Origin of the sequence: Arthrobacter globiformis (assembly GCF_046536215.2) — a bacterium.
Lineage (GTDB): Bacteria > Actinomycetota > Actinomycetes > Actinomycetales > Micrococcaceae > Arthrobacter > Arthrobacter globiformis_E.
Map to the genome: position 1 here is coordinate 1652191 of NZ_CM143421.1, position 26205 is coordinate 1678395.

General features: G+C 66.6%; 20 protein-coding genes. 15 read left to right on the forward strand and 5 right to left on the reverse strand.

Annotated elements, in window-relative coordinates; translation table 11 throughout:
• Positions 1-126: 126 nt before the first annotated feature.
• The 10 genes from mmsA (at position 127) to R5O87_RS07445 (ending at position 13033) form a co-directional block, all read left to right on the forward strand.
• The gene (gene mmsA, locus R5O87_RS07400) at positions 127-1731 is read left to right on the forward strand and encodes a multiple monosaccharide ABC transporter ATP-binding protein (RefSeq protein WP_410558411.1); all 1605 of its coding nucleotides are present in this window, start codon (positions 127-129) and stop codon (positions 1729-1731) included.
• Positions 1728-3005, forward strand: a complete 1278-nt coding sequence (gene mmsB / locus R5O87_RS07405; protein WP_410558412.1) for a multiple monosaccharide ABC transporter permease — start codon at positions 1728-1730, stop codon at positions 3003-3005. The genes mmsA and mmsB overlap by 4 nt, the downstream gene beginning before the upstream one ends.
• A 54-nt stretch (positions 3006-3059) precedes the next feature.
• Positions 3060-4160: a substrate-binding domain-containing protein gene (locus tag R5O87_RS07410; RefSeq protein ID WP_410558414.1), complete on the forward strand. Its 1101-nt coding sequence runs from the start codon at positions 3060-3062 to the stop codon at positions 4158-4160.
• A 191-nt stretch (positions 4161-4351) separates the two neighbouring features.
• Positions 4352-5812, forward strand: coding sequence for an ABC transporter permease (locus R5O87_RS07415; protein ID WP_410558415.1), 1461 nt, complete (start codon positions 4352-4354; stop codon positions 5810-5812).
• A gap of 2 nt (positions 5813-5814) precedes the next feature.
• Positions 5815-6537, forward strand: a complete 723-nt coding sequence (locus tag R5O87_RS07420; protein ID WP_410558417.1) for an ABC transporter ATP-binding protein — start codon at positions 5815-5817, stop codon at positions 6535-6537.
• A gap of 271 nt (positions 6538-6808) precedes the next feature.
• Complete coding sequence (locus tag R5O87_RS07425) at positions 6809-7879, forward strand: Gfo/Idh/MocA family protein (RefSeq protein ID WP_410558418.1); 1071 nt, start codon at positions 6809-6811, stop codon at positions 7877-7879.
• Positions 7880-8367: 488 nt separating this feature from the next.
• Positions 8368-9198 (forward strand): hypothetical protein, encoded by an 831-nt coding sequence (locus R5O87_RS07430; protein WP_410558419.1) that lies wholly within the window; start codon positions 8368-8370, stop codon positions 9196-9198.
• Between the two features lie 87 nt (positions 9199-9285).
• Entirely contained in the window at positions 9286-11094 is a 1809-nt protein-coding gene (locus R5O87_RS07435) for a beta strand repeat-containing protein (protein WP_462836406.1), read from the forward strand.
• A gap of 191 nt (positions 11095-11285) precedes the next feature.
• Positions 11286-12527, forward strand: coding sequence for a serine/threonine-protein kinase (locus tag R5O87_RS07440; RefSeq protein ID WP_410558376.1), 1242 nt, complete (start codon positions 11286-11288; stop codon positions 12525-12527).
• A complete protein-coding gene (locus tag R5O87_RS07445; protein ID WP_410558375.1) occupies positions 12524-13033 on the forward strand; it encodes a hypothetical protein in 510 nt (169 codons plus the stop codon). Before R5O87_RS07440 ends, R5O87_RS07445 begins: the two co-directional genes overlap by 4 nt.
• Positions 13034-13101: 68 nt before the next feature.
• Here the strand turns inward: R5O87_RS07445 and R5O87_RS07450 are convergent, their stop codons facing one another.
• On the reverse strand, positions 13102-15318 hold the full coding sequence (locus tag R5O87_RS07450; RefSeq protein WP_410558374.1) for a catalase: 2217 nt from the start codon (positions 15316-15318) through the stop codon (positions 13102-13104).
• Between the two features lie 274 nt (positions 15319-15592).
• On the opposite strand from R5O87_RS07450, the gene R5O87_RS07455 reads away from it, so the two are divergent.
• Positions 15593-16435, forward strand: a complete 843-nt coding sequence (locus R5O87_RS07455) for an SRPBCC family protein (RefSeq protein WP_410558373.1) — start codon at positions 15593-15595, stop codon at positions 16433-16435.
• A 102-nt stretch (positions 16436-16537) separates the two neighbouring features.
• Here R5O87_RS07455 and R5O87_RS07460 read toward each other — a convergent pair whose 3' ends face one another.
• Positions 16538-18757, reverse strand: a complete 2220-nt coding sequence (locus R5O87_RS07460) for an NADP-dependent isocitrate dehydrogenase (RefSeq protein WP_410558372.1) — start codon at positions 18755-18757, stop codon at positions 16538-16540.
• Positions 18758-19129: 372 nt separating this feature from the next.
• Between R5O87_RS07460 and R5O87_RS07465 the strand changes: the two genes are divergently transcribed.
• Both R5O87_RS07465 and R5O87_RS07470 read left to right on the forward strand, forming a co-directional pair.
• Positions 19130-20131: a trypsin-like serine peptidase gene (locus tag R5O87_RS07465; protein ID WP_410558371.1), complete on the forward strand. Its 1002-nt coding sequence runs from the start codon at positions 19130-19132 to the stop codon at positions 20129-20131.
• Positions 20115-20285 carry a hypothetical protein gene (locus R5O87_RS07470; RefSeq protein ID WP_410558369.1) on the forward strand — a complete coding sequence of 57 codons (171 nt, stop codon included), beginning with the start codon at positions 20115-20117 and terminating at the stop codon, positions 20283-20285. Before R5O87_RS07465 ends, R5O87_RS07470 begins: the two co-directional genes overlap by 17 nt.
• A 116-nt stretch (positions 20286-20401) precedes the next feature.
• On the opposite strand, the gene purH is transcribed toward R5O87_RS07470, so the two are convergent.
• Positions 20402-22072, reverse strand: coding sequence for a bifunctional phosphoribosylaminoimidazolecarboxamide formyltransferase/IMP cyclohydrolase (purH, locus tag R5O87_RS07475; RefSeq protein WP_410558367.1), 1671 nt, complete (start codon positions 22070-22072; stop codon positions 20402-20404).
• Positions 22073-22298: 226 nt separating this feature from the next.
• Between purH and R5O87_RS07480 the strand changes: the two genes are divergently transcribed.
• Positions 22299-23651 (forward strand): MFS transporter, encoded by a 1353-nt coding sequence (locus R5O87_RS07480; protein ID WP_410558366.1) that lies wholly within the window; start codon positions 22299-22301, stop codon positions 23649-23651.
• A gap of 88 nt (positions 23652-23739) precedes the next feature.
• On the opposite strand, the gene purN is transcribed toward R5O87_RS07480, so the two are convergent.
• Complete coding sequence (gene purN / locus R5O87_RS07485) at positions 23740-24318, reverse strand: phosphoribosylglycinamide formyltransferase (RefSeq protein WP_410558365.1); 579 nt, start codon at positions 24316-24318, stop codon at positions 23740-23742.
• Between the two features lie 39 nt (positions 24319-24357).
• Here purN and R5O87_RS07490 point away from each other — a divergent pair, with 39 nt between their 5' ends.
• Positions 24358-24801 (forward strand): hypothetical protein, encoded by a 444-nt coding sequence (locus R5O87_RS07490; protein ID WP_410558364.1) that lies wholly within the window; start codon positions 24358-24360, stop codon positions 24799-24801.
• Between the two features lie 39 nt (positions 24802-24840).
• On the opposite strand, the gene R5O87_RS07495 is transcribed toward R5O87_RS07490, so the two are convergent.
• Positions 24841-26160 carry a cell division protein PerM gene (locus R5O87_RS07495; RefSeq protein ID WP_410558363.1) on the reverse strand — a complete coding sequence of 440 codons (1320 nt, stop codon included), beginning with the start codon at positions 26158-26160 and terminating at the stop codon, positions 24841-24843.
• Between the last annotated feature and the right edge of the window lie 45 nt (positions 26161-26205).

A 26205-nucleotide genomic window follows, 5' to 3' on the forward strand; every position in this document is an offset into this window, starting at 1 on the left:
TTCGTTATCCCGCCGTTGCGTTAAAGACTTGACGACAAGGGCATGCGCCATCTACTTTTTTCATCAGACGGCCCTGTGGTTTGCAGGGAAGACAACGAAGTCAATGCATTGGAGGCGTAAGGGCAAATGACGTCCCTCAACACGCAAAGCGAGCCGGTTCTCCTGGAGATGCGCTCGATCACCAAGGAATTCCCCGGCGTTAAAGCCTTGTCCGATGTGAACCTGGTGGTGAAGGCCGGGGAAATCCACGCGATCTGCGGGGAAAACGGCGCCGGCAAGTCCACGCTCATGAAGGTCCTCTCCGGCGTGTACCCCTACGGCAGCTACAACGGCGACATCGTGTACCAAAACGACGTGCAGCAGTTCAAGGACATCCGGGCCAGCGAGCACGCGGGCATCGTGATCATCCATCAGGAGCTTGCGCTCATCCCCGAGCTCTCCATCACGGAGAACATCTTCCTGGGCAACGAACCGGTCAAGCGCGGCGTGATCGACTGGGCCGAGGCCCGCACCCGCTCCCGTGAGCTGCTCGCCCGGGTGGGCCTGCGCGAGGACCCGGACACCCCCATCAAGGAAATCGGCGTCGGCAAACAGCAGCTGGTGGAAATCGCCAAGGCCCTGAACAAGTCGGTAAAGCTGCTCATCCTGGACGAGCCCACGGCCGCCCTCAACGAATCCGACTCCCAGCACCTGCTGGACCTGATCCTGGGCCTGAAGGGCCGCGGCATCACGTCCATCATCATTTCCCACAAGCTCAACGAGATCGAGCAGATCGCGGACTCCATCACCATCATCCGCGACGGCAAGTCCATCGAGACGCTCAACGTGAAGGCCGACGGCGTCGACGAGGACCGGATCATCAAAGGCATGGTGGGACGCACGCTGGAGTCGCGCTTCCCGGACCACGAGCCCAAGATCGGCGACGTCCTGTTCGAGGTCAAGGACTGGACCGTGGGGCACCCGCAGGTCCAGGACCGCCTGGTCTGCAAGGGCTCCAACTTCTTCGTCCGCCGCGGCGAGATCGTTGGCTTCGCCGGGCTGATGGGCGCAGGCCGCACCGAACTGGCACGGTCGGTGTTCGGCCGCTCCTACGGCCGCTTCATCAGCGGCCAGATCTACAAGGACGGCAAGGAGCTCCACCTGAAGAGCGTCAAACAGGCCATCGACGCCGGCTTGGGCTACGTCACCGAGGACCGGAAGTCGCTCGGCCTGAACCTGCTGGACGACATCAAGACCACCACTGTCTCGGCCGCGCTGCACAAAATCAGCAAGCACTTCGTCGTGGACGCGAACAAGGAATTCACGATCGCCGAGCAGTACCGCAAGTCGCTGCGGACCAAGACGCCGTCCGTGGAGGAGGGCGTGGCCAAGCTGTCGGGCGGGAACCAGCAGAAGGTGGTCCTGGCCAAGTGGATGTTCACCGACCCGGACCTGCTGATCCTGGACGAGCCCACCCGCGGCATCGACGTCGGCGCCAAGTACGAGATCTACGGGATCATCCAGCAACTCGCCAATCAGGGCAAGGGCGTCATCGTGATCTCCTCCGAGCTCCCCGAACTGCTGGGTCTCTCCGACCGCATCTACACCATCTTCGAGGGCTCCATCACCGGAGTCCTGGACAAAGACGACGCCAGCCAGGAAAGCCTCATGAAACTCATGACTTCCGCCCGAAAAACGCCTGACCCTCTGGAAACCCTCCAGAACCTTCCAGAACAAGGACTGACAAAATGAACGCGCTTAAGAAGCTGTTTGGCGGCAACACCCGCCAATTCGGCATGATCTTCGCACTGGTCGCCCTGATCATCTTCTTCCAATTCGCCACGGCGGGCCGCACGCTGACGCCCGGCAACGTGATCAACCTCTTCAACGGCAACTCCTACATCCTGATCCTGGCCATCGGCATGGTCCTGGTGATCATCGCCGGCCACATCGACCTGTCGGTCGGATCCGTTGCGGCGTTCGTCGGCGTCACGGTGGCCCTCATCATGCAGGACTGGAATGTCCCCTGGTACGCCGGCATTCTGCTTGGTCTCGTCCTGGGTGCCGTGATCGGAGCCTGGCAAGGGTTCTGGACCGCGTATGTGGGTATCCCCGCGTTCATCGTGACGCTGGCCGGCATGCTCCTGTTCCGCGGCTTCAACCAGTTCGTCGGCAAATCCAACACCATCCCTGTCCCGGCGGACTTCCAGTACATCGGATCCGGCTACCTGCCCGAGGTGGGACCCAACACCGGCTACAACAACCTGACGATGCTGCTCGGCCTCCTGGCCGTCGCGTTCGTGATCTTCGGCGAACTCCGCGCCCGCGGCACTGCCAAGGCCCTCGGTGCCGAAGTCCCCGAAGGCTGGGTGATGATCACCAAGCTGGTGCTGGTCTGCGGCGCCATTCTCTACGCGACATACCTGTTCGCCACCGGCCGGCCCGGCACGTCCTTCCCCATCCCGGGCCTGATCCTGGCCGTCCTGGTGCTCATCTACGGCTTCATCTCCTCCAAGACCGTTGTTGGCCGCCACATCTACGCCGTGGGTGGCAACCGCCACGCGGCCGAGCTCTCCGGCGTCCAGTCCAAGAAGGTCAACTTCCTGGTGATGATGAACATGTCCATCCTGGCCGGCCTCGCCGGCATGATCTTCGTGGGCCGCTCCACGGCGTCCGGACCGTTCGACGGCGTCGGCTGGGAACTCGACGCCATCGCCGCAGTCTTCATCGGCGGCGCAGCAGTGACCGGCGGTGTTGGCACCGTGATCGGCTCGATCGTCGGTGGCCTGGTCATGGCCGTGCTCAACAACGGCCTGCAGCTGCTCGGCGTCGGCGCCGACCTGACCCAGATCATCAAGGGCCTGGTCCTGCTCGTCGCCGTCGCCTTCGACGTCTACAACAAGAGCCAGGGCAAGCGCTCCATCATCGGCATGCTGACCCAGGGCTTCAACCGCCCCAGCGGCGGCGCGCCCAACCAGCCGGACGAAGTGACCTCCACCAAAGAAACCATCTCCCGGGAAGCCTGAGCACCGCCCCTCCCTGGATGCATTTCCCACCCCTATAGAAAGTGAACCGAGCAAATGCGAATGATTGGTAAGGCAGGAAAGGCGGCAGCAATCGCTGCCATTGCGGCACTGGCGCTGACCGCCTGCGGCCGTTCAGACAGCGGCACAACCAGCGGCGGCAGCTCCGGCGGCGAGGCGTTCCCCAAGGACTCCGCCATCGGCGTCGCACTTCCACAGAAGACCAGCGAGAACTGGGTCCTTGCCGAGAAGCTGTTCAACGACGGCCTCAGCCAGGCGGGGTTCAAGCCGGACGTCCAGTTCGCCAACGGCGGCGTCTCGGAGCAGCAGAACCAGATCAGCGCAATGATCACCAAGGGTGACAAGGTCATCATCGTCGGCGCGATCGACGGCGCCCAGTTGGGTACCCAGCTGAAGCAGGCCAAGGACGCCGGCGCCACCATCATCGCCTACGACCGGCTGCTGCTGAACACCCCGAACGTGGACTACTACGTGGCCTACGACAACTTCAAGGTGGGCGAACTGCAGGGCAAGGCGCTGCTGGACGGCATGAAGGCCAAGAAGCCGAACGGTCCGTACAACGTCGAGCTCTTCGCCGGTTCCCCTGACGATGCCAACGCCAAGGTGTTCTTCGACGGCGCCATGAGCGTGCTGCAGCCGAAGATCGACGACGGCACACTGAAGGTGCTGTCCGGCCAGAAGTCCTTCGAGCAGGCCGTGACCCAGGGCTGGAAGGCAGAGAACGCCCAGAAGCGCATGGATACCCTGCTCGCAGGCACGTACACCAGCGCCGCGATCGACGGTGTGCTCTCCCCGAACGACACCCTGGCCCGCGCCGTCCTGACGTCGGTGAAGGGTGCCGGCAAGCCGCTTCCGGTGGTCACCGGGCAGGACTCCGAGGTGGAATCGGTCAAGTCCATCATGGCCGGCGAGCAGTACTCCACCATCAACAAGGACACCCGCAAGCTCGTTGAGCACGCGATCGTCATGGTCAAGGACATCCAGTCAGGCAAGACGCCCGAGATCAACGACGACAAGTCCTACAACAACAAGGTCAAGACCGTTCCCGCCTACCTGCTGGAGCCGGTCATCGTGACCAAGGAAAACGTCAAGACGGCCTACGTGGACGATCCGGTTCTCGGCCCGATCACCAAGTAACACCGCAGACACCACAGGGCCCCGGCCCTCCCGCAAGTGACCAGGTCACCCGGGAGGGCCGGGGCCCTTCTTTTTCGCCCGCCGGGCCTCACAGCGGAAACATAGGTTCAGCCCGTTTCCTGCACAGCAGCGGGCACCAGTGTGGGATCCGAAGCCGGCCAATCCCCCGGCATGTGATCCCAAGGAGTGCAGTGAGCGTCCTCGCCCGAAGTGTAGGCAATGCGTTTAGAAACAAGGTCCGAACAGCCGCGGTTGTGGCCGTGCTGGCGGTCGCCATTGGCCTGGCCCTGGCCATGCTGGTGGCCAACCAGGCCGTCGGCGCCAAAGTCCAGGAGCTGAACGCTTCGGTGGGGACCGTGCTGACGGTTAACCCGGCCGGCGGCCAGGGCTTCGAAGGCGGCGGCGAGCCGCTTACTGCCGAGCAGGCGGCGACCGCAGCGGGCGTCCCCAACGTGACAGCCGTCGTCGGAACCAAAGCGCTGCGGCTGCGGAACGCCACCGAAGCCGCCGCTCAGGCGGCAGCCGGCACCCAGGCCGGCCCCGGCGGCGGGCAGGGCGGCCCCGGCGGCCAGACCACCACTACGCTGACCACCAGCCTCACCGCCGCCGTCGACGCCGGAACGCTCGGCGCGCGCAACCAGGACGGCACCGGGACCACGGGAAGTACCGGAATAACCGGGACCACGGGCACCACCGGGACCACGCAGCCTGCGCGGTCCCTTCCCATCACGGCCACCGGAACGGGTGCAGAGGTGGACAGCACCGGCAAGGCACTGACGTTGACCTCGGGCACCGGCCTGGGTGACTACACGGCCGAGTCCACCAAGGCGCTGCTGGGCACCACCCTCGCCGAAAAGAACAACCTCAAGGTCGGCTCCACCTTCAGCATCAACAGCAAGACCTTCACCGTCGCCGGCCTCTTCGACGCCGGCACCGCGTTCGGCAACAACGCCCTCTACATCACGCTCCCCACGGCCCAGACCCTGGCGGAGCTGCCCGGCGAGCTGTCCACGATGATCGTCACAGTGGACAGCATGGAGCACGTCGACGCCGCAAAAACGGCTCTGCAGGACGCGCTCGGCACCGACAAGGCTGACGTCACGCAGGGCCAGCGCAACCTTGAAACCGCCGTCACCTCGCTGGACAGCGTCAAGAACATCTCCCTGGTGGCGTTCATCGCGGCACTTGGCACCGCGGGCCTGATCATCCTGCTGATCATGGTCATGCTGGTCCGCGAGCGCCGCCGCGAAATCGGCGTCCTCAAGGCGATCGGCGCACCGAACCGCACCATAGGCCTGCAATTCGTGCTCGAGGCCTTGGTCCTGGTGGCCCTCGGCAGCGTCGTGGGCGCCGTCATCGCCTCGTTCGCCAGCGGCGGCATCGCCTCCGCCCTGGTCAGCTCCAGTACAAGCACGACGGCGGCACCCACCGGGCGCGGCGGGTTCGCCGGCGGTGCCGGTGGATTCCCCGGCGGCCAGGGCGGACCGTTCGGCGGCGCCTCCCAGCTGCTGACCTCCGTCACCGCGAGTGTGTCCCCCGAGATCCTCGCCGCCGGCATCGCGGCAGTGTTCGGCGTGGCCATCATCGGCGCCCTGGTCCCGGCCCTGCTCACCGCCCGCATCCGCCCCATCGAAGTCCTCCGAGGAGAATAGCCATGATTGAAGTCAAGGATCTGGTCCGCACGTTCAAGTCCGGCGACCGCACCATTAAGCCGGTCAACGGCGTCAGCTTCGAGCTGGAGCAGGGCACGCTGGCGTCCATTGTGGGCAAGAGCGGCAGCGGCAAAAGCACGCTGCTCTCCCTCCTGGGTGCGCTGGACAAGCCCACCAGCGGAGACGTCGTCGTCAACGGTGTGAGCCTGGCGGCCATGCCGGACGGCAAGCTGACCGAATACCGGCGCCGGGACATCGGCTTCGTGTTCCAGCAGTTCAACCTGGTCCCCAACCTCTCCGCGCTGGACAACGTCATGCTGCCCATGGAGTTCGCCGGGGTGCGGAAGTCCGTCCGGGCCGAGCGGGCACGGGCGCTGCTGGAGCAGGTGCAGCTCGATCCGGACAAGCACGGCCGCCGCATCAACCGGCTCTCCGGCGGCGAGCAGCAGCGCGTGGCCATCGCCCGTGCCCTCGCCAATGAACCCAAGCTGATTCTCGCCGACGAGCCGACGGGCAACCTCGACGAGCAGACGGGCGAGCACATCATCGAACTGCTCAGCTCGCTCAGCCGCGACCACAACACCACCATCCTCGTGGTCACGCATGACCGCACGCTCGCCAACAAGACGGACCGCCGGTTCCGCCTCCAGCAGGGCAAGCTCACCGAGGAACCCGTCCGCGGCCGAGCTGCAGAGCCGGCGTCGGTGCAGGCAGCGTCGGTCTAACAAGCCAGCGTCGGAGCAGATTGCACGGGAGGTGCGGGCAGGGCACAACCCTCCCGCACCTCCCCCACGTTTTAACCCGACGCCCTATCACTTCCCGCAGGTTTTGACCCGACGCCCTATCACTTCCCGCAGGTTTTGACCCGACGCTCTATCACTTCCCGCAGGTTTTGACCCGACGCTCTATCACTTCCCGCAGGTTTTGACCCGACGCTCTATCACTTCCCGCAGGTTTTGACCCGACGCTCTCGCACCCGGGTGAGAGGATGGCGTCATGACGTCACCGATCGCCAAGCCGTGGCTTTTCAGCCAGTCCAACCAGGATCCCCTTGCCGCGACGGGTCGCCGGCTGCGGTGGGGTGTCATCGCCACCGGCCGGATCGCCTCCCTGGTGTCGCAGGACCTGGTCCTTCTCGAAGACGCTGAGCTGTACGCCGTCAGCTCCCGGGCCCAGCACACCGCGGACGCGTTCGCGGGCGAGTTCGGCTTTGCCGTGGCCTACGGGGACGACGGCGGACAGCACGGTTACGAACGGCTTCTCGCCGACGATTCGGTGGACGTGGTCTACGTGGCCACGCCCCACGCCCAGCACCACCGGGTGGTGCTGGCTGCTCTCCGGGCCGGCAAGCATGTGCTCTGCGAAAAGGCGTTCACCATCAATGCCCGTGAGGCTGCCGAGCTGATCGACGTCGCCCGCGATAAGAAGCTCTTCCTGATGGAAGCCGTGTGGAGCCGCTTCCTGCCCAGCATGCAGCGGGCCTTCGAGATCGCACATTCCGGCGAACTGGGAACCGTCCAGTGGGTCACGGCAGACCTCGGTTTCCCGGCCCCCTACTCCCCCACCGCCAGGCTTTGGGCCGTCCAGGACGGCGGCGGCGCCCTGCTCGACATCACCGTCTACCCGCTGCTGTGGGCCCTCGGCACCCTGGGTTTCCCGCAGACGGTCAGTGCCATGGGCACCCTGAATGACGACGGCGTTGACGCCCAGAATGCACTCACGCTGGGTTACCACCACGGTGCGCAGGCACAGCTCACCTCGTCCCTTTTGGCCCACGGACCCCGGACCGCAACGGTTGCCGGCAGCCTGGGGTATCTGCAGACACTCGGCTCGATCAACAACCCGAAAAAGCTGGTGGTGGGGATCGGACAGGAAACGCCGCGGACGGAACACTTTGAGGTGACGGGGCGGGGTTACACGTACGAGCTTCGTGAAGTAACGCGGTGCATCCAGCAGGGCCTGACGGAGAGCCAGGTCATGCCCCTCGAGGACTCGCTTAATACGATGCGGCTGTTCGACGGCGTGCGCGCCCAGCTCGGTGTCGCGTACCCCAACGACGCCCACTGAGTACCTCTTCCGGGCTTCATCGAATCGGAATAATTATTCTCCCGGGTCTGGACTCTCACTTTGGGGCAGGCTTAGGCTGTAGTCGATCGTCGATTCAATCGGTGAGCTTGGGGGTGTTAAGCATGACCATTGCGACTTTGTCGTGGTCTGCGCTGCGCCCGTTGCGCCCGGTTCTGTTAGCCGGCGCCGCTGCTGTGGCCTGGCTGGCTGTATCTGCCCCGGCCGCCGATGCCGATTCACACCGATCCGACTCGCTGGGCGGGAGTACCTCCTCGGCTGTCTCGTCCGTCAAAGGCAGTGCTGACAGCGTGGCGGGACGCGTTGGTGCGCTGGTCTCCTCGAAAGCGCACGAAGCCCGGGCCGTTGCACAGTCCACGCTGGCTGTAGTGCCCCCGCCTCTTCCAGCCGTCGATCCCGCCGCCATCCCGGCAGCATTGCCGGCGACAGTTGCGCCGGCCCCAGAGCCTTCGGTTGCTGCGCCTCCACCGGTGACTCCCGTTTCCTCCACGCCTGCGGCGCCGGCACCTGTGGCCGTCCTTGCCCCGGTCGTGACGGACATTGTCGGGCCCATTGACGACGCCCTCGGCGGACTGCCCCTTGGCGGGGCGATTCCCGACGACGCCTTGGCCGGGGTTACCGATCCCGTTACCTCCGTCGCTGATGGAGCGCTGACGGAGACGGCCGAAGCTGTCGTGACGCCGGTGGCCGAGGTTGTTAAGCCCGTAACCGAGGTCGTGAAACCAGTAACCGACGCCGTGAGCCCGGTGACTGAGGCCCTGCCCGTCGAGCTTCCCGTAGATCAGGTCACCGAAGTACTCACGCAAACACCTTCTCTGACGGCTCCGATCGTTGCCCCCGTCGCCGACGTCGTGGCGGGCACAGTCCCGGTTCCGAAGCGGCTACCCGCAGTTGACCTCACGGGACAACTTTCCGCAAGTCCAGGGGCGCCGCTGGGCGTTGCGGGCGTGCCTTCTGTGGTGTCCGCGGTTCCTGCGCAGCTGGCCGTCAGGCCTCATGCTCCCTTCAGCCACGCCCCCGCGCCCAAAGCTGCTGCAGCTAACCCCGCGGGCGCTCCGAAGATTCCTGCGGGCGGAGACTCACCTTCAGGTGGAGACAACACACCATCGCACGAGGCACTTCTTCCATCGCCGGCCTCAGGCTCGGGCAGCGGCACGTCCTCTGGTGGCCCGTCCGCTTCTGCCGCCTGGCTGAACAGCCCGTTTGAATACCTGCCGCTCATGGGCTTTGTCCCTGTCAGCGGACCCCTTCAGCATGTTCCTTCGCCGGTGGCCATCGACCCCGGCTCCTCTCCTGACTAGTTGGGCCCTTTCTGCCTCCCTGGGGCAGACACACGGCCAATCAGGTCGCCATGAGCACCTGACAACAACTTTTCAGGAGACATCACAATGCACCAGACAATTCGCAGGGGCCTACTAGGCACCCTCTTTGCCGGAGGGTTACTTGCCCTCGGCGCAACCGCGGCGAGCGCCGCGGACGCCACTGCTACGGGCGCGGTCAACGTCGCGTCTGAAGCCGCTTCGGCGGACCTCAATGCTTCGACGTCGCTGGGTCTGCTGGGTGGCCCAGCGCCGTCGAATTCTTCTGCGGTCAGCGTTAATGCCGACCTCAACCTCAACAGCGGCGCCTCGAACGGCAGCACTGCCGGCGTGGCACCGGACGCGACGGCCGTGGTGGACGTGAACCCCGGTAATGCCGCAACCGGGACGGCAGCCCCCGCGGCTGACGCCACGGCCGTGGTGGACGTAAACCTTGGAAACACGACCACTGGTACCGCTCCGGCTGCTCCCGCAGCCAGCGTGGCTGCCGCCGCCGACGTGAATCTCGGCAACGCCGCAACCGGAACGGGCACCGCCGTTCCCACGGCCGACGTGGCAGCCGCTGCGGACATCAACCTCGGCAACACCCAAGTCGCAGGAACAGACACCACTGCCCCCGCTGCCGAAGTGGCAGCAGCCGCGGACATCAACCTCGGCAACACCGCAGTGACCGTAACCGACACCGCTGTTCCGGCCGCAGACGCCACCGCCGTGGTCGACGTCAACCTCGGCAACACCGCAGTGACCGGAACAGACACCACCGCTCCCGCCGCAGACGCCACCGCCGTGGTCGACGTCAACCTCGGCAACACCACCGGCACCGGAACAGACACCACCGCTCGCGCCGCCGACGCCACCGCCGCCCTCGACGTCAACCTCGGCAACACCGCGGTGACAGGAACCGACACCGTTGTTCCTGCAACCGACGCCACCGCCGCCCTCGACGTCAACCTCGGCAACACCGCGGTGACAGGAACCGACACCGTTGTTCCTGCAACCGACGCCACCGCCGCCCTCGACGTCAACCTCGGCAACACCGCGGTGACAGGAACCGACACCGTTGTTCCTGCAACCGACGCAGCCGCCGCCCTCGACGTCAACCTCGGCAACACCGCGGTGACAGGAACCGACACCGTTGTTCCTGCAACCGACGCAGCCGCCGCCCTCGACGTCAACCTCGGCAACACCGCGGTGACAGGAACCGACACCGTTGTTCCTGCAACCGACGTGACAGCTACTCTCGACGTCAACCTCGGCAACACCACCGGCACAGGCACAGGCACCACCGTCCCCGACCTGGCAGCCGTCGTCGACCTTAATCTCGGCAACACAGGTTCCCTGGGAACCGGCGCCGAAGGCGCTGTCGACCTCGGGCTCGGCACGGGAACCGGTGCATTGGTGGAGCTGGGTGTCGATCTGGGCATCGGCCTTGGCACAGGAACCGTGACGACGCCTCCCGCTACTGAACCGGGCAATGGAACCGGCAACGGCTCTGATCCGGGCGCCGGCACGGGAACGGATGGAACCGGCACCGACGGAGCCGGAACGGGAGCTGAAGGCACCGGCAGTGATGGAACTGGCACTGACGGCACCGGCACCACCGGTACCGACGGCAGCGGTTCCGGCGCCGGCTCGGCCGGTGGCGCCGCTGCGGGCGCTGGCACAGTGAGCACCACGACGGGCGCCGCTATCCTGCCCGCCGGTTCGGTGACCACAGGCGCCTCCGCGCCGGCGAGCGCCGCAACTATGGCCAACGGAAACGTAGCCACTGCACAGCAGACGCTCGCCAACACCGGAGCTGACGCCGGGCTGCTGCCGCTCGCCCTGGTCCTGCTCGCTATCGGAGCACTGCTGGTGATCCGGAGGAAGAAGGCCTAACAGTCCGGTCCTTTCCGGTCAGCAATAAACGCCTATCGTCGGCGGTCCGGCATCTGGACTTCCAGATGTTGGACCGCCGGCGAAGCCGCGCCCCCGCCCTGCGCCATCCGGCCCAGAATCACCCGACAACCTCAAGTACTAAGTACACGTATTATCCTTAACACCGAGCCAGAGCTGATAAGGACGGCAACGTGTTGGAAGAATCGCCCAGCGGGGTGACTACGGATGTACTGGGCGGGCGCTACCGGCTGGGTGAGGTGATCGGCCGCGGCGGCATGTCGTCGGTCTATACGGCCCGCGACCAGAACCTCGGCCGGGACGTGGCCCTGAAGCTCTTCGCGCCGCAGGCCGCGGATGCCGATGAACTCAAGCGGCAGGAAGCCGAGATCCGGCTCCTGGCCACGCTGAACCACCCCAGCCTCGTAACCCTGTTCGACGCCGGTGTGGATACCCGCGTCCCTGACCAGCCCAGGCCTTTCCTGACGATGGAACTCGTGGAGGGCCAGGACCTGCGCAGCCGCATCCGGCACAGCTGCGTTCCGCTCGATGAACTGTCCGTCATCGGCGCCGGGGTGGCCGATGCCCTCGCCTATGTCCACGGTCTGGGCATCATTCACCGCGACATCAAGCCCGCCAACATTCTCCTCATCCAGGTTCGTCCCGGCGAGCCGGTGCGGCCCAAACTGACAGACTTCGGCATAGCCCGCATCGTGGACGGTACCCGGCTTACGGCCACCGGCACCATGGTGGGCACGGCAGCGTACCTGAGCCCCGAACAGGCCATGGGTTCCCCGCTATCCCCCGCGTCGGACATCTATTCGCTGGGACTCGTGCTGCTGGAATGCATTAAGGGCACAGTCGAGTATCCTGGCAGCGCTGTGGAATCGGCGGTCGCGCGGCTGCACCGGGCGCCGGAAATCCCTGACGACCTGCCCACGGAATGGCAGCACCTGCTGGCCTCCATGACGGCCCTCGAGCCGCTGGAGCGGCCCTCCGCCGGAGACCTGGAAGTGGCGCTTCGGCACGCCCTAGTGTCACCCGAATCCGCACCCGCAGAGCTTGCCGAGGAACCCACCCGCGTCCTCCCTGCGCTGCCTGCCCGGCAGCCGTCGATCCTCCCGCCCGGGCTTTCTGAGCAGTCAGGGCCCTCCGGGCAATGGGAGGGCTCCGGGACGCAGTCCACGGCCAGGACAACAGCCAGGAAACCAGCACCCCGGACATCGGCGGACCGGCACAGCAAGCCCACAGCGGCGAAGAGGCGAAGGCGCCTCCGGGTTGGCGCAGCCCTGGCGACGGCCGTACTGCTGGGCGGAGCAGCCGCCGTCACCGTCGCCGCGAACTCACCGGAAAAGCCCGACGTCGTCCCTTACCCCAGCGTGAGCGGCACCCTGGGTGACCATCTCGTGGAGCTGCAAAGGAGCGTTGAACCATGAGCCCACGCCAGGCACCGGCCGTGTGGCGCCGGGCGGTCACCGTCATTACCGGGTGCGTGCTGGCAGCCGGATTGGCCGGCTGCGCCGGCGCCGCCCAGGATCTCGAGACGGACGCGGCTGCAAAGCTTCAGCAGCGGGTCCTGGAGGTCACCCGGTCTGCCGCGGGGAGCAACCCCGCCGCCGCCCTGAAGTCCCTGGCCAGCCTGTCCTCCGAACTGGATGCTGCCGCGGCCGCCGGGCAGGTTTCCTTCAAACGGCACCGCAGCATCACGGCGGCCATCACCGCCGTGCGGGCCGATCTCACGGCAGCACAGGCAGCCAAGAGCGCCGCTGCGCGGGCTGCCGCTGCGAAGGCCACAGCCCCGAAGCCCTCACCGACAACGGCGCCCGCTGTCGTGGTGCCGGCCCCAGCCCCTGTGCCGGCGAACGGCGGTCGGCAGGACCATTCGGGCAAGGGCAGCTCGGAAGGAAACAAGGACAAGGGCTCGGGCAAGAACAAGGGCTAGTCCCCCGGTCGGGGACCAGCCCTTGTCCTTCAAGCTTTCAGGACGCCTCTCCGCCCCAAATTCCGCCGTCAGGCAGTTGCTGCGGGGAAGCGCTCCCACGCCCGATGGGCCGCCAGCAGCTCCTGAATCTGCGGAACCACCTGACCGGCGCTGTCGCCCAGCACCACGCCTGCCGCATCATTCGGGATGCTCGCCGCATCCACCCCGGCGGAACCTGACCCCCACGCGCCAATGGCCTTGGCGTGGCGGAAGGCCTCCGACAGCAGCAGCACGACGCGCGGATCCAGGGACGCACCGGGTTCACCGGCTTTCGCGTCCAGCCCCTGTTCGGCGTCGTCCGCCGGAGCCCCGGATCCTGCCACGATGACGGCGTCAAACTCGGTGGAGCGGGCGGTGAGGTAGGTCCGCTGAACCGGGATCCCGCCGTCGTCCTCTCCCCCAAGCGTTCCGCCGGACGGTGCGATCACCAGCGGCACGATGCCGGCGTCGTCGAGCGCCTTGCGGGCATCCCGCACGGCCTCGAGGTCACTGGACTCATCCGCCACGATGCCCACGACGCGGCCCGCCACAGGCCAGGTCTTCCCCAGCTGGGACAAGGCCGGGCTGGGCTGCGCGTCCGGCACGTCCTCGGTGGCCTCGGGCGCGGGCATCCCCAGCCCGCGGGCCACGGCGGCGCACAGCGCGGCATCGATGTTGGCCAGGGCAAGCAGCTGGCGCTCACGGATCGGCTTCTCGTAGCACTTGCCGAGCTCAAACGTGTAGGCCTGGATCACATGGTCCTGCTCCACCGGAGTCAGGCTGCGGAAGAATAGCCGGGCCTGGCTGTAGTGGTCATCGAAGGAGGCCGGATTCTTTCGCTGCTTGATGGCCTCCGCCACGGCTTCCGGGACATCGACGAACGCGCCCAGGTCGGCCCCGGCCTTGAACGGGCAGCCGCCATCGAGCGAATTGGGCCGGTAGGGCGCCACCCCGGCGTGGACGGCGGTCTGGTGCATGCCGTCGCGGAGCATGTCGTTCACCGGAGCCTGCGGACGGTTGATGGGGATCTGCGCGAAGTTCGGCCCGCCCAGCCGCGAGATCTGCGTGTCCAGGTAGGAGAACAGCCTAACCTGCAGCAGCGGATCGTTGGTGACGTCGATGCCCGGCACCAGGTGTCCGGGATGGAAAGCCACTTGCTCCGTTTCCGCGAAGTAGTTGACCGGGTTGGCGTTGAGCGTCATCAGCCCGATCGGCTGGACCGGGGCAAGCTCCTCCGGCACGAACTTCGTGGGATCCAGCAGGTCGATCCCCTCGAATATCTGGTCCTCGGTGTCCGGGAAGGTCTGGATCCCCAGCTCCCATTCCGGGTAGGCGCCGGCCTCGATCGCATCGGCAAGGTCCCGCCGGTGGAAGTCCGGATCCATGCCGTTGATGATCTGGGCCTCCTCCCAGACCAGGGAGTGCACGCCCTGCTTCGGCTTCCAGTGGAACTTCACCAGCGTCGTGGCCCCCTCGCCGTCGACCAGCCGGAAGGTGTGGACGCCGAAGCCCTCCATGGTGCGGTACGAACGCGGAATGCCGCGGTCGGACATGTTCCACATGGTGTGCGCCTGCGCCTCGGTGTGCAGTGACACGAAGTCCCAGAAGGTGTCGTGGGCGCTCTGAGCCTGCGGAATCTCGCGGTCCGGGTGCGGTTTGGCCGCGTGCACGATGTCCGGGAACTTGATCCCGTCCTGGATGAAGAACACCGGGATGTTGTTGCCTACCAAGTCGTAGGTTCCCTCGTCCGTGTAGAACTTGGTGGAGAATCCGCGGGTGTCCCGGACGGTGTCGGCGGAGCCGCGGGAGCCGAGGACCGTGGAGAACCTGACGAACACCGGCGTCTCCACGTCCTTGGCGAGGAAGCCCGCGCATGTGATGTTGGCGGCCGTGCCATAGGAACGGAACACGCCATGGGCACCGGCGCCGCGGGCGTGCACCACGCGCTCGGGAATTCTCTCGTGGTCGAAGTGGGTGATCTTCTCCCGGAGGTGGTGGTCCTGCAGCAGGATCGGTCCCCGCGGGCCGGCCTTCAGTGAGTGGTCGGTGTCCGCCAGCCGCGTGCCCTGCGCGGTGGTCAGGTACTGCCCGGACTGCGAACGGGAGTGCTCCGGCGCGCCCGTGGGGCTGCCGGTCGGAGACACTGCCTCCGGCCCCTGCTGGTCCGGCTTGGGCGGCAACGGTTCCCTTGGGTTGGTGGGTTCGACGACGGCGGGCTGCTCGCCTGCCGGCGCTCCCGGAATGTTGATTGCTGATTCTTCAGGCACAGAGACGATCCTTTCCGAAGCGGCGGCCTAACCGGATTCGGCCGTTGGCGCCGGGCGCCCGACCAAAAGATAAGCCTGCTTAGCACCCTATGAAAACCGGCGGCAGGCCACAACCGGGGGGCGTCATTTGGGCGTTCCGGGCTTCATAGTCAGCAGACTTAGTTTCTCTCTTCAAATGCCGACTGCTTCCCGCTACGTTGGAGGTGTTCCATCCGAACAAGGGCAATCAGAACCACGGGCCGATCAGCCCGTACGCTGAAGGAGTGAACCAAGCATGGCAACTGTCCAGGAATCGATCACTGTCGATGTCCCCGTACGCCAGGCCTACAACCAATGGACCCAGTTTGAGGATTTCCCCAATTTCATGAGCGGCGTGGACGCCGTCCGCCAGCTCGATGACACCACTGTTCATTTCGAAACCAGCATTGCGGGTGTGAAGCGCGAGTACGACGCCCAGATCACCGTCCAGGAGCCGGACCAGCGGGTCACGTGGGAGAGCCTGAACGAGCCGCGGAATTCGGGCACCGTCTGGTTTGAATCCGTGGGCGACAACGAGACCAAGGTGAATGTCGAGCTGACCTGGGAGCCGGAATCCGCGGTGGAGAAGCTGGGCGCAGCCACCGGCCTTGATTCCCGGCAGGTGGCCTCGGACCTGAGGAAGTTCAAGAAGTTCATCGAGGAGCGCGACACGGAAACCGGCGCCTGGCGCGAAAGCGTCAGCGGTGGCGAGGTGGAAGGTGAGGCAGGTTCAACGGCGGCCGGCGCGGGAACCGGCGTCGGTACCGGCCTGGGGGCCGGCACCGGGGCAACCGGCACCGGAGCCGGCGCGGCAGGTGCCGGGGCGGCTGCGGGCACGGGAACATGGGGCGCTACAGCAGCCGGAGGCAACGGTGACCCGGGCGCAAGCACCGGCTACTCCGAGGGGGCCGGCATGGACGCGGTCCCGGGCCGGAGCTACGAATCCGGTGACGCCTATGATGCCGCGGCAACGGAACGGCCCGTGGACGCGGACCCGGACATGGCGGTCGACGCCCCTTACGGTGACGAGACTACAGGTGAGCCGCGGAACGAAACCCGGCACACGGACACCCGCCGCGACGATATCCCCGACAGGTAGGTCCAGGCCCCTGCCAGTAACCCAACAGACGGAAGCGCCCCGCCACTCAGGACGAGTGGCGGGGCGCTTCTGTTGCTCAGCGATGCCTGTTCAGCCGGAGACTTAGCCCAGGCTGGCGACAATCTTGTTGAGCGTGGCGGACGGCCGCATGACGGCCGCAGCCTTCTCGGCGTCCGGGCGGTAGTAGCCGCCGATGTCCACCGGCTGGCCCTGCGCGCCCAGCAGTTCGGAGACGATGGCGTCCTCGTTGGACGTCAGCGCGTCGGCCACCGGCGCGAACGAGGCTGCGAGGTCGGCGTCCTCAGTCTGCTTGGCCAGTTCCTGGGCCCAGTATTGGGCCAGGTAGTAGTGGCTGCCGCGGTTGTCGATCTCGCCGGCCTTGCGGCTCGGGGACTTGTTCTCCAGCAGGAACGTGCCGGTGGCGCGGTCCAGGGTGTCGGCCAGGACCTGGGCGCGGGCGTTGTCCGTGGTGTTGGCCAGGTGTTCGAAGCTGACGGCCAGTGCCAGGAATTCACCCAGGCTGTCCCAGCGCAGGTGGTTTTCCTTGAGCAGCTGCTGGACGTGCTTCGGCGCGGAGCCGCCGGCACCGGTCTCGAAGAGGCCGCCGCCGTTGATCAGCGGAACGATGGACAGCATCTTGGCGCTGGTGCCCAGTTCCAGGATCGGGAACAGGTCCGTCAGGTAGTCACGGAGCACGTTGCCGGTGACGGAGATGGTGTCCTCGCCCTTGCGGATGCGCTCCAGGGTGAAGGCGGTGGCCTTGACCGGGGAGAGGATCTCGATCTGCAGGCCTTCGGTGTCGTGCTCCTTCAGGTACTCGCGGACCTTCTCGATGAGCTTGGCGTCGTGCGCGCGGGTCTCGTCGAGCCAGAACACGGCCGGGGTCTGGGAGGCGCGGGCACGGTTGACGGCCAGCTTGACCCAGTCGCGGATGGGCAGGTCCTTGGTCTGGCAGGCGCGCCAGATGTCACCCGGGGCGACTTCGTGTTCGATCAGGACGTTGCCCGAGCCGTCGACCACCTGGATCTTGCCGGGGACCTGGGCTTCGAAGGTCTTGTCGTGGCTGCCGTACTCTTCGGCGGCCTGGGCCATGAGGCCGACGTTCGGAACAGTGCCCATGGTGGTGGGGTCGAAGGCGCCGTTCGCGCGGCAGTCGTCAATGACAACCTGGTAGATGCCGGCGTAGGAGCTGTCCGGGAGGACTGCCAGGGTGTCGGCTTCCTTGCCGTCCGGGCCCCACATGTGGCCGGAGGTGCGGATCATGGCGGGCATGGAGGCGTCCACGATGACGTCGCTGGGGACGTGCAGGTTGGTGATGCCCTTGTCGGAGTCCACCATGGCGATCGCGGGACCGTCTTCGAGGCCCTTCTTGATGGCGGCCTGGACGCCCTCGCGGACGTCCTCCGGCAGCTCGTCCAGCCCGTTCAGGATGGAGGCGAGGCCGTTGTTGGGGCTCAGGCCCGCAGCGGCGAGCTGCTTGCCGTAGGTGTCGAACAGCTCGGAGAAGTAAGCCTTGACCACGTGGCCGAAGATGATGGGGTCGGAGACCTTCATCATGGTGGCCTTCAGGTGTGCGGAGAAGAGCACGCCCTCTTCCTTGGCGCGGGCTACCTGTGCTGCCAGGAATTCGTCCAGGGCGGCGGCGCGCATGACGGTGCCGTCGATGACTTCACCGGCGAGGACCGGGAAGGCCTTCTTCAGGACCTTGACCGAGCCATCCTCGCGGACCAGCTGGATTTCGATGGTGCCGTCGGCCGGAACCACCACGGACTTCTCGTTGGAGCGGAAGTCGTTGGCGTCCATGTGCGCCACGTTGGTCTTGGACTCGGGGGTCCAGGCACCCATGGAGTGCGGGTTCTGGCGGGCGTAGTTCTTGACCGACAGGGGCGCGCGGCGGTCCGAGTTGCCTTCACGCAGGACCGGGTTCACGGCGGAGCCCTTGATCTTGTCGTAGCGGGAGCGGATGGCGGTCTCTTCGTCGGACGTGGGGTTGTCCGGGTAGTCCGGCAGCTTGTAGCCCTGGGACTGAAGCTCGGCGATGGCGGCCTTCAGCTGCGGCACGGATGCGCTGATGTTGGGCAGCTTGATGATGTTGGCTTCCGGCTTCTTCGCCAGTTCACCCAGTTCGGCCAGGGCGTCACCGATCTGCTGCTCTTCAGTGAGGTAGTCGCCGAAGACGGCGATGATGCGGCCGGCCAGCGAAATGTCGCGGGTCTCCACCTGCACACCTGCCGTGGACGCGAACGCCTCAATGATCGGCAGGAACGAATAAGTAGCCAGCATCGGCGCTTCGTCGGTGTGGGTATAGATAATTTTGGCCATGCTCGGGTGTCTCCCTGAAGGTCGGCTTGTGTCTGGTATTCCGGCTATTTCACCACCCTTTAACTTACCCGAGGTGAACCGGATGAACCTTACCCGGACGGCCGGATGCCCTTGCATGACCCCATCCCTGTGGCTTCCGCCACACTATCCATTGTCCCCGGCGCCAAGGAGTCCTAATCTTTCTCTCATAAACGAATACCGCTTCGGCGGCTGAACCCAGTTGGAACCCCTTGCGGCAGGGGCAGATCAGCACACCCCTACCTGGCACACAAAACTTGAATCGCATAAACCGAGCTTGTCATCCCCCGGGTAGGTCAGTCAGTCACCCGGCGTGCCTCCCGGGGCCCGCCCCACCTGATAGGTAGGACCGCAATGACGAGCAAAAAGACTCTGGCCGGCAGCCTTCTTAGCCTCTCCACAGGTCTGCTGCTGGCCCTGAGCGCCATCGGCGGCGCAACAGCCTCTTCTGCAACGTCCCAGGACTTGACCCAACTCCAGGTCGCAAGCACCCCGGTGTCCAGCACGCAGGGCTACTGGACACCCGAGCGCATGCGCGCCGCCCTTCCCGGAGATGTACTGGCCGCCAAGGCCGTAGACGGGACGGACAACACGGGCGCCCCGTCCCCGGCTGCCGCTGAAACGGGAGCGCTGACGAGGTTCGCCGGTACGGCCCCCCAGACCACGGCAACCACGGCCCTGCATACAAACGAAACACCTGTGAGCCACGTCGGCAAGGTTTTCTTCACCCTCGGCGGAATCAACTACGTCTGCTCCGGCAATTCGATTGCCGCACAAAATAAGAGCATGGTGGCCACCGCCGGCCACTGCGTCAATGAGGGGCCCGGCGCCTTCGCCAAGAACTGGGTCTTCGTTCCCGGCTACATCAACGGAAAGGCCCCGTACGGCCAGTGGGCGGCCAAGTCGCTGTACGCCCCACGGAACTGGACGTCCGGCGGCGACATCCGGTACGACACCGGCTTCGCCGTGGTGGCACGCGTCGGCGGCAAGTCCCTGGCGGAGGTCGTCGGGGCGTCCGGGGTGGAGTTCAACCAGTCCCGCGGCATGACGTACAAGTCCTACGGCTACCCGGCCGCGGCCCCGTTCACCGGCCAGACCCTGGTCAGCTGCACCGGCAAGGCACACAATGACACCATCAACCCGCAGTTCAATTCGCAGGGCATCTCGTGCGACATGACCGGCGGATCCTCGGGCGGCCCGTGGTTCGCACAGTCTGACACCAACGCCGTGAACGGGGCTGACGGCTTCCAGAACTCCATCAATAGTTATGGCTATGGAACGCGTTCCACCACGATGTTCGGGCCCTACTGGGGTTCCACCATCATGAAGGTCTACAACTATGCACAGAACAAGTGATGAACCCGACGGTGCCGAGGTAAGCCACAACGTCAGCGAATCACCCGAGCAGATCCTCGCCTTCTGGACCCCCGAACGGATGGCTGAAGCAGTCCCCCGGGAGGTCCGGTTCCCGGATCCGGAGGACAGGGATCCCAAGTCCCAGGGAAACTAAAGCAAGTTAAAGCGCGACGGCGGCCGTCCCCTTAAGGGGGCAGCCGCCGTCGCGGTTGGGCCCACGCCGCCCGGGTTCCCTGGCCGAGCGCAGCGAGGTTAGGGCGGCGGTGGGGATCAGTGGAAGAAGTGGCGGGCGCCGGTGAAGTACATGGTGATGCCGGCAGCGTTGGCTGCGGCGACGACTTCCTCGTCACGGACCGAGCCGCCGGGCTGCACTACCGCCCGGACACCGGCGTCGATCAGGATCTGCAGGCCGTCGGCGAACGGGAAGAACGCGTCGGAGGCGGCAACCGCGCCGCGGGCACGTGCGGGGGCGCCGGCAGCGTCGGCGTTGGAGGCGCCGCCGGCACCGTCGACGTCGGACTCGACCTGGACACCCAGCGTGTTGGCCCGCTCAACGGCGAGCTTGCAGGAGTCCAGGCGGTTGACCTGGCCCATGCCGATGCCCACCGCGGCGCCGTTGGAGGCGAGCAGGATGGCGTTGGACTTGGCGGCGCGGCAGGCGGTCCAGGCGAAGGCGAGGTCGGCCAGCGTGGCGTCGTCGGCGGCTTCACCTGCGGCGAGCGTCCAGTTGGCGGGGTTGTCGCCGTCGGCGTCGACCTTGTCGGTGATCTGGACGAGCACGCCGCCGGAGACCTGGCGGATTTCGGCCGGGTAGCGGTCGTAGCCTTCCGGCAGTGCGAGCAGGCGGATGTTCTTCTTCTTGGAGAGGATCTCCACGGCCTCGGGTTCGAAGCCGGGGGCGATGACCACCTCGGTGAAGATGCCGGCCACGGTCTGCGCCATGCCGGCGGTGACCGTGCGGTTGGCCGCGATGACGCCGCCAAACGCGGAGACGGGGTCGCAGGCGTGGGCCTTGGCGTGGGCGTCGGCGATCGGGTCCGCAGCGTCGGCGGAGGCCACGGCCACACCGCAGGGATTGGCGTGCTTGATGATGGCGACGGCGGGCTCGGCGAAGTCGTAGGCGGCACGGAGGGCTGCGTCGGCGTCCACGAAGTTGTTGTAGCTCATGGCCTTGCCGTGGATCTGGTCGGCCTGGGCGATGCCTGCCGGGGCGGCCTTGTCCACGTACAGCGCGGCCTGCTGGTGCGGGTTCTCGCCGTAGCGCAGCACCTCGGAGCGTTCCAGCGCAAGGCCGGCGTAGGCGGGCCAGTCGATGACGCCGTCGCCGTCCTCGTCGAGGAACTGGCTGGCCGTCCAGGTGGCCACGGCGGTGTCGTAGGTGGCGGTGTGCGCGAACGCCTTGGCGGCCAAGCGGCGTCGGGTCTTGAGGTCGAAGCCGCCCTCGGCGGCAGCGCGGACCACGTCGCCGTAGAACGTCGGGTCCACCACAATGGCGACGGCGGCATGGTTCTTCGCGGCGGAGCGCACCATGGCGGGCCCTCCGATGTCGATCTGTTCAACGACGTCGTCCTGCGCGGCACCGGACTTCACCGTCTCCACGAACGGGTAGAGGTTCACCACGACGAGGTCGAAGGCCTCGATCTCCATCTTGGCGAGGGTCTCCATGTGGGCGGGGACGCGGCGGTCGGCGAGGATGCCGCCATGGACGCGCGGGTGCAGGGTCTTGACCCGGCCGTCGAGCATCTCGGGGGAACCGGTGACTTCCTCGACTTCCTGGACCGGGATGCCGGCTGCGGCGATCTTCTTGGCGGTCGAGCCGGTGGAGACAATTTTGACGCCTGCTGCGTGCAGGCCCTTGGCGAGCTCCTCCAGACCGGTCTTGTCGTATACCGAGATCAGGGCCCGGCGGATGGGAACACGGTCAAGCTGCGTCAAGCTCACAAAAGTCTCCGTCTTTATCTCGCGGTTGATGTGCCGCGGTTGGTGGGGATACGGCCCAGTTTATCGTGTCGGCGGACCCGCTCCTGCTGGCGGCTGCAGTGTGAAGGCGGGGGCGAACCCGGTCTATGGGTCCGGCGCCCAACGGGCCAAGGGCCCGGCGTTCACCGGCATGACGGCCCGGCGCTGGGCCGCGTTCCGCAACGTAAGGTTTAAGCAGGAGGCCGAGATGAACATTTACACTGCTGTGCCCAGCGGCGAACAGGTAGTCCAGGAACTGCCGTGGCGCTGGAAAGTGCAGGGCCGGATCTTCGTGATCGGCGGCCTGGGATTCATGTTCGACGCATGGGACGTCACCCTCAACGGGATTCTCATTCCGTTGCTGTCCACGCACTGGAGCCTCACCCCGGGCGAGGCCGGCTGGATCGGCACGGCCAACCTGATCGGCATGGCCCTCGGCGCCTTCATCTGGGGCACCATCGCGGACACCATCGGGCGCAGGAAGGCCTTCACGGCCACGCTGCTGATCTTCTCGCTGTTCACGGTCCTCGGCGCCTTCTCCCCCGACTTCCTCTGGTTCTGCCTGTTCCGCTTCATGGCCGGATTTGGCCTGGGCGGCTGCATTCCCGTGGACTACGCGCTGGTGGGCGAGTTCACGCCGCGCAGGCAGCGCGGCAGGGTCCTCACCGCGATGGACGGCTGGTGGCCCGTGGGCGCTGCGCTCTGCGGCTTCGTGTCCGCCTGGCTGGTGGCCGCGTTTGCCGACTGGCGCCTGACCATGCTCGTCATGGTGCTGCCTGCGCTGCTGGTGTTCTGGGTGCGGCGCAGCGTTCCCGAGTCGCCGCTGTTCCTGATCCGCAAGGGCCGCCGCGACGAAGCGGCCCGGGTGATTGACGGCCTGGTCGAGGCCACCGGTGCCGAGCCCCGCGCCTACAGCCTGCCCGAGCCGCAGGCCGTGCCGCGGCTTTCCGCCGGCAGCGCGTGGCAGCAGCTGCGCGGGGTCTGGCAGTTCAACTGGAAGATCACGGCAGCGGCATGGGCCCTGTTCATGAGCATCCTGCTGATCTACTACCTGTCCCTTACATGGATGCCGCGGATCCTGATCGGTGCCGGGTTCGCGGAGTACAAGGCGTTCCTGACGACGGCGGGGATGGCCGCCGTCGGGCTCCTGGGCGTGATCGCGGCAGCGCTGCTCGTGGAGCGTGTGGGCCGCAAGTGGCTGCTGGCCGTCACGGGACCGCTGTCCGCGCTGATCCTGGTGGTCGTGGCGTTCGTGGTGGATGTGCCCACCGCCGCCGTGTTCTGGCTGCTGGTGTTCGGGTTTGTGGTGCAGGTGGCCATCCCGGTGCTGTACGCGTACGTTTCCGAGCTGTACCCGACGGAGCTGCGCGGCAGCGGCTTCGGCTGGGCGTCGACGTTCTCGCGGCTGGGGGCTGGCTTCGGCCCGCTCATCTTCGCGAACTACTTCTGGCCGCAGCTGGGGCTGGCGACGTCCTTTGCCCTCGCCGGCGGCCTGGTGGTCCTGTCCGTGCTGTGGATGGCGTTCTTCTCCCCCGAAACCCGCCAGCGCCGCCTCGAATAGCGCCCCCTCCCCTCCCCCAACTGAGTAGCAGCAGGGGGCGTTCCCAGCCGTGGGAACGCCCACTGCTGCTACTTACTTGGGGCGGCTGTTACTTCGCGGCGGCGTACTCGGCGGCCAGTGACGCGAGTGTGGAGACCAGCAGCCGGCGCTCCACCACCTTGATCCGCTCGTGCAGGGTTTCCTCGGTGTCGGCGTCCTCGATGGCCACGGCCTCCTGCGCGATGATGGGCCCCGTGTCCACGCCGGCGTCGGCCCAGTGCACGGTGCAGCCGGTGACCTTCACGCCGTAGGCCATGGCGTCGCGGACTCCATGGGCGCCCGGGAAGGACGGCAGCAGGGCGGGGTGCGTGTTGAGGTATTTTCCGTCGAACGCGTCGATGAACTCGGGGCTCACGATCCGCATGAAGCCGGAGGACACCACCACATCCGGCTGGTACGCGGCAACGGTCTCGGTCAGGGCGGCGTTCCACTCCGCGCGGTCCGGGTAGGCCTTGAAGTCCACCACAAAGGTGTCGATCCCGGCCGCGGCGGAGCGCTCCACCCCGAAGGTTCCCGGGCGGTCAGCGCCCACCGCGGCAATCTCAACATCCAGGTCCCCGGCCTGAACGGCGTCGATGACGGCCTGGAGGTTGGAACCGGTTCCGGAGACGAGGACTACTATGCGCATTGCTCCAGCTTAGGCGGACGCTCGCGTAGGCTGGAAAACATGAACCCCACTCCGGGCCCCCAGGGGCCGCAGCGGACCGCGCGTCCGCTCAGCGAGGAGGCCAAGGCCTCGCTCCAGAAGACTCACACGCTGTTCCGCATGTTCATTGTGGCCGTGCTGGGCGCGTTCTTCGTCTTCCAACTGGACCTCGCCTACCTCTGGCTCACTGCCATCCTGACGGCGGCGGGCATCGCACTGGGGATCATGGTGCTCATCCGGGCCGTCCGGTTCAAGGAATCCAAACTGGTGCTGTTCGGCACCATCTCCGGCCTGGTGGTCTCGGCGGTCATGGTTCTCCTGGTCCTGACCTCCGCGCTCTTCTTCAACCAGATCCGCGACTTCCAGCAGTGCTCCCGCCAGTCGCTGACCAGCAAGGCAAGCGGGGAGTGCCGGGTCAACCTGGAGAACTCGCTGCCCGGACCGCTCAAGCCGCCCGTGCGCTAAGCAGCCCGTCCGCTGAAGCCACGGACGCGGCCGGAACGGCTACTTGCTGCTCGGGGCAGTCCCCAGCTCGGCGTCCCGCAGCTGCCGGCGTTCCAGCCAGGGTCCCGCCGCGTACCCAATTACGACGCCGACGCCGACTTCCGCCGCCAGCCAGACTGCCGTCCACAACGGGTCCGGGCCAATGTCCGTGAGGCGGCCGATGCCGGCCGAGCCGCGCGCCAGCCAGGCGAGGGCCGCTCCCAGCACGCCGGCCGCGGCCCCGACGATCAGCGCCAGGAACAGCGTGGATACCGCGGCAGTCAGCCAGCGGACATGGAGCTTGATGGACAGCCATTCATCGAAGTGGTTTTCACCTTCGCGCAGGAACCACCAGCCGGCCAGGACTCCGGCGAGGACCGGAACCACCAGCGCCACCGGGCCGAAATCGAGGGGGCCTGAAGGGATGGCCGCAAAAACCGGGATGGTGGGCAGCGGCCCCACGGCGGTCCCCAGCGGGCCCACCTGCGATCCGGCACCCAGCGCGAAACCGGAGCCGGTCAGCCACGCGAGTGCGAAGACGGCGAGGTTGGGGAGGAAGCCGAGCTGCGCAATGGTGAGGGCCGCGCCTCCGACGGGCCCGGCGTCGAGCGCTTCATAGACCGCCACCACCAGGTTCCAGTGGATGAAAAGGTCCGCGGCCAGCAGCGCCGAGGAAATGGCGAGCGCAGCGATCACGGCCACGAAGCCGGCCTTGGCTGCCGAGGCCAGGTACGATCCCGCCCACCGCGAGTGCTGGCTGGTGCGGGCGATCCAGTCCACGGCGTCGACGCCGATCAGCCGGCTCCAGGAACCGGCCTCCCGCCGGGCACCGATCACCATCCCGAGGCCGAACGGAACAAGCGGCAAAAGCCCCGCCCACCACAGGAAAACCTCAACGTCCTCGGTCCGGCAGATGAACCCGGTGGCGATGCCGAATCCCGCATAGACCAGCCACGAGCCGAGCAGCGCCTGCCACAGCTGGTCCGTGTAAGACGCCCGGGCCAGGCGCCTGCCCGCCCGCCAGGCCAGCAGGAAAGGAATGAGTGTGAGGCCCAGCGGCAGCAGCGACAGGGTGCCGGTCTCGGGCCTCGCGGCAGCGCCCTCCCCCACAGTGGTGAGGTAGAGCGGCACACCGTGGATGACCAGCCACGCCTGGCCGGCAAGCCGGGCCAGTGCATCGAGGCCGGTGCTTCCGAAACCCGAGGTGGCCCACACGGCAACGATGGGTGCGATGACCACCAGCGCCGAAATGATGGCCGCCTGCGCGGACTCGAGCCCGCCCTGCAGCCACAGGGGCATGGGTAGGCCACGGTCTCCGGTCTGGTCAGCACGCAGTTTCATCGCCTCCCATCGTGCCATGCGGGGCCCGGCTCGCCCGTTTTCGAC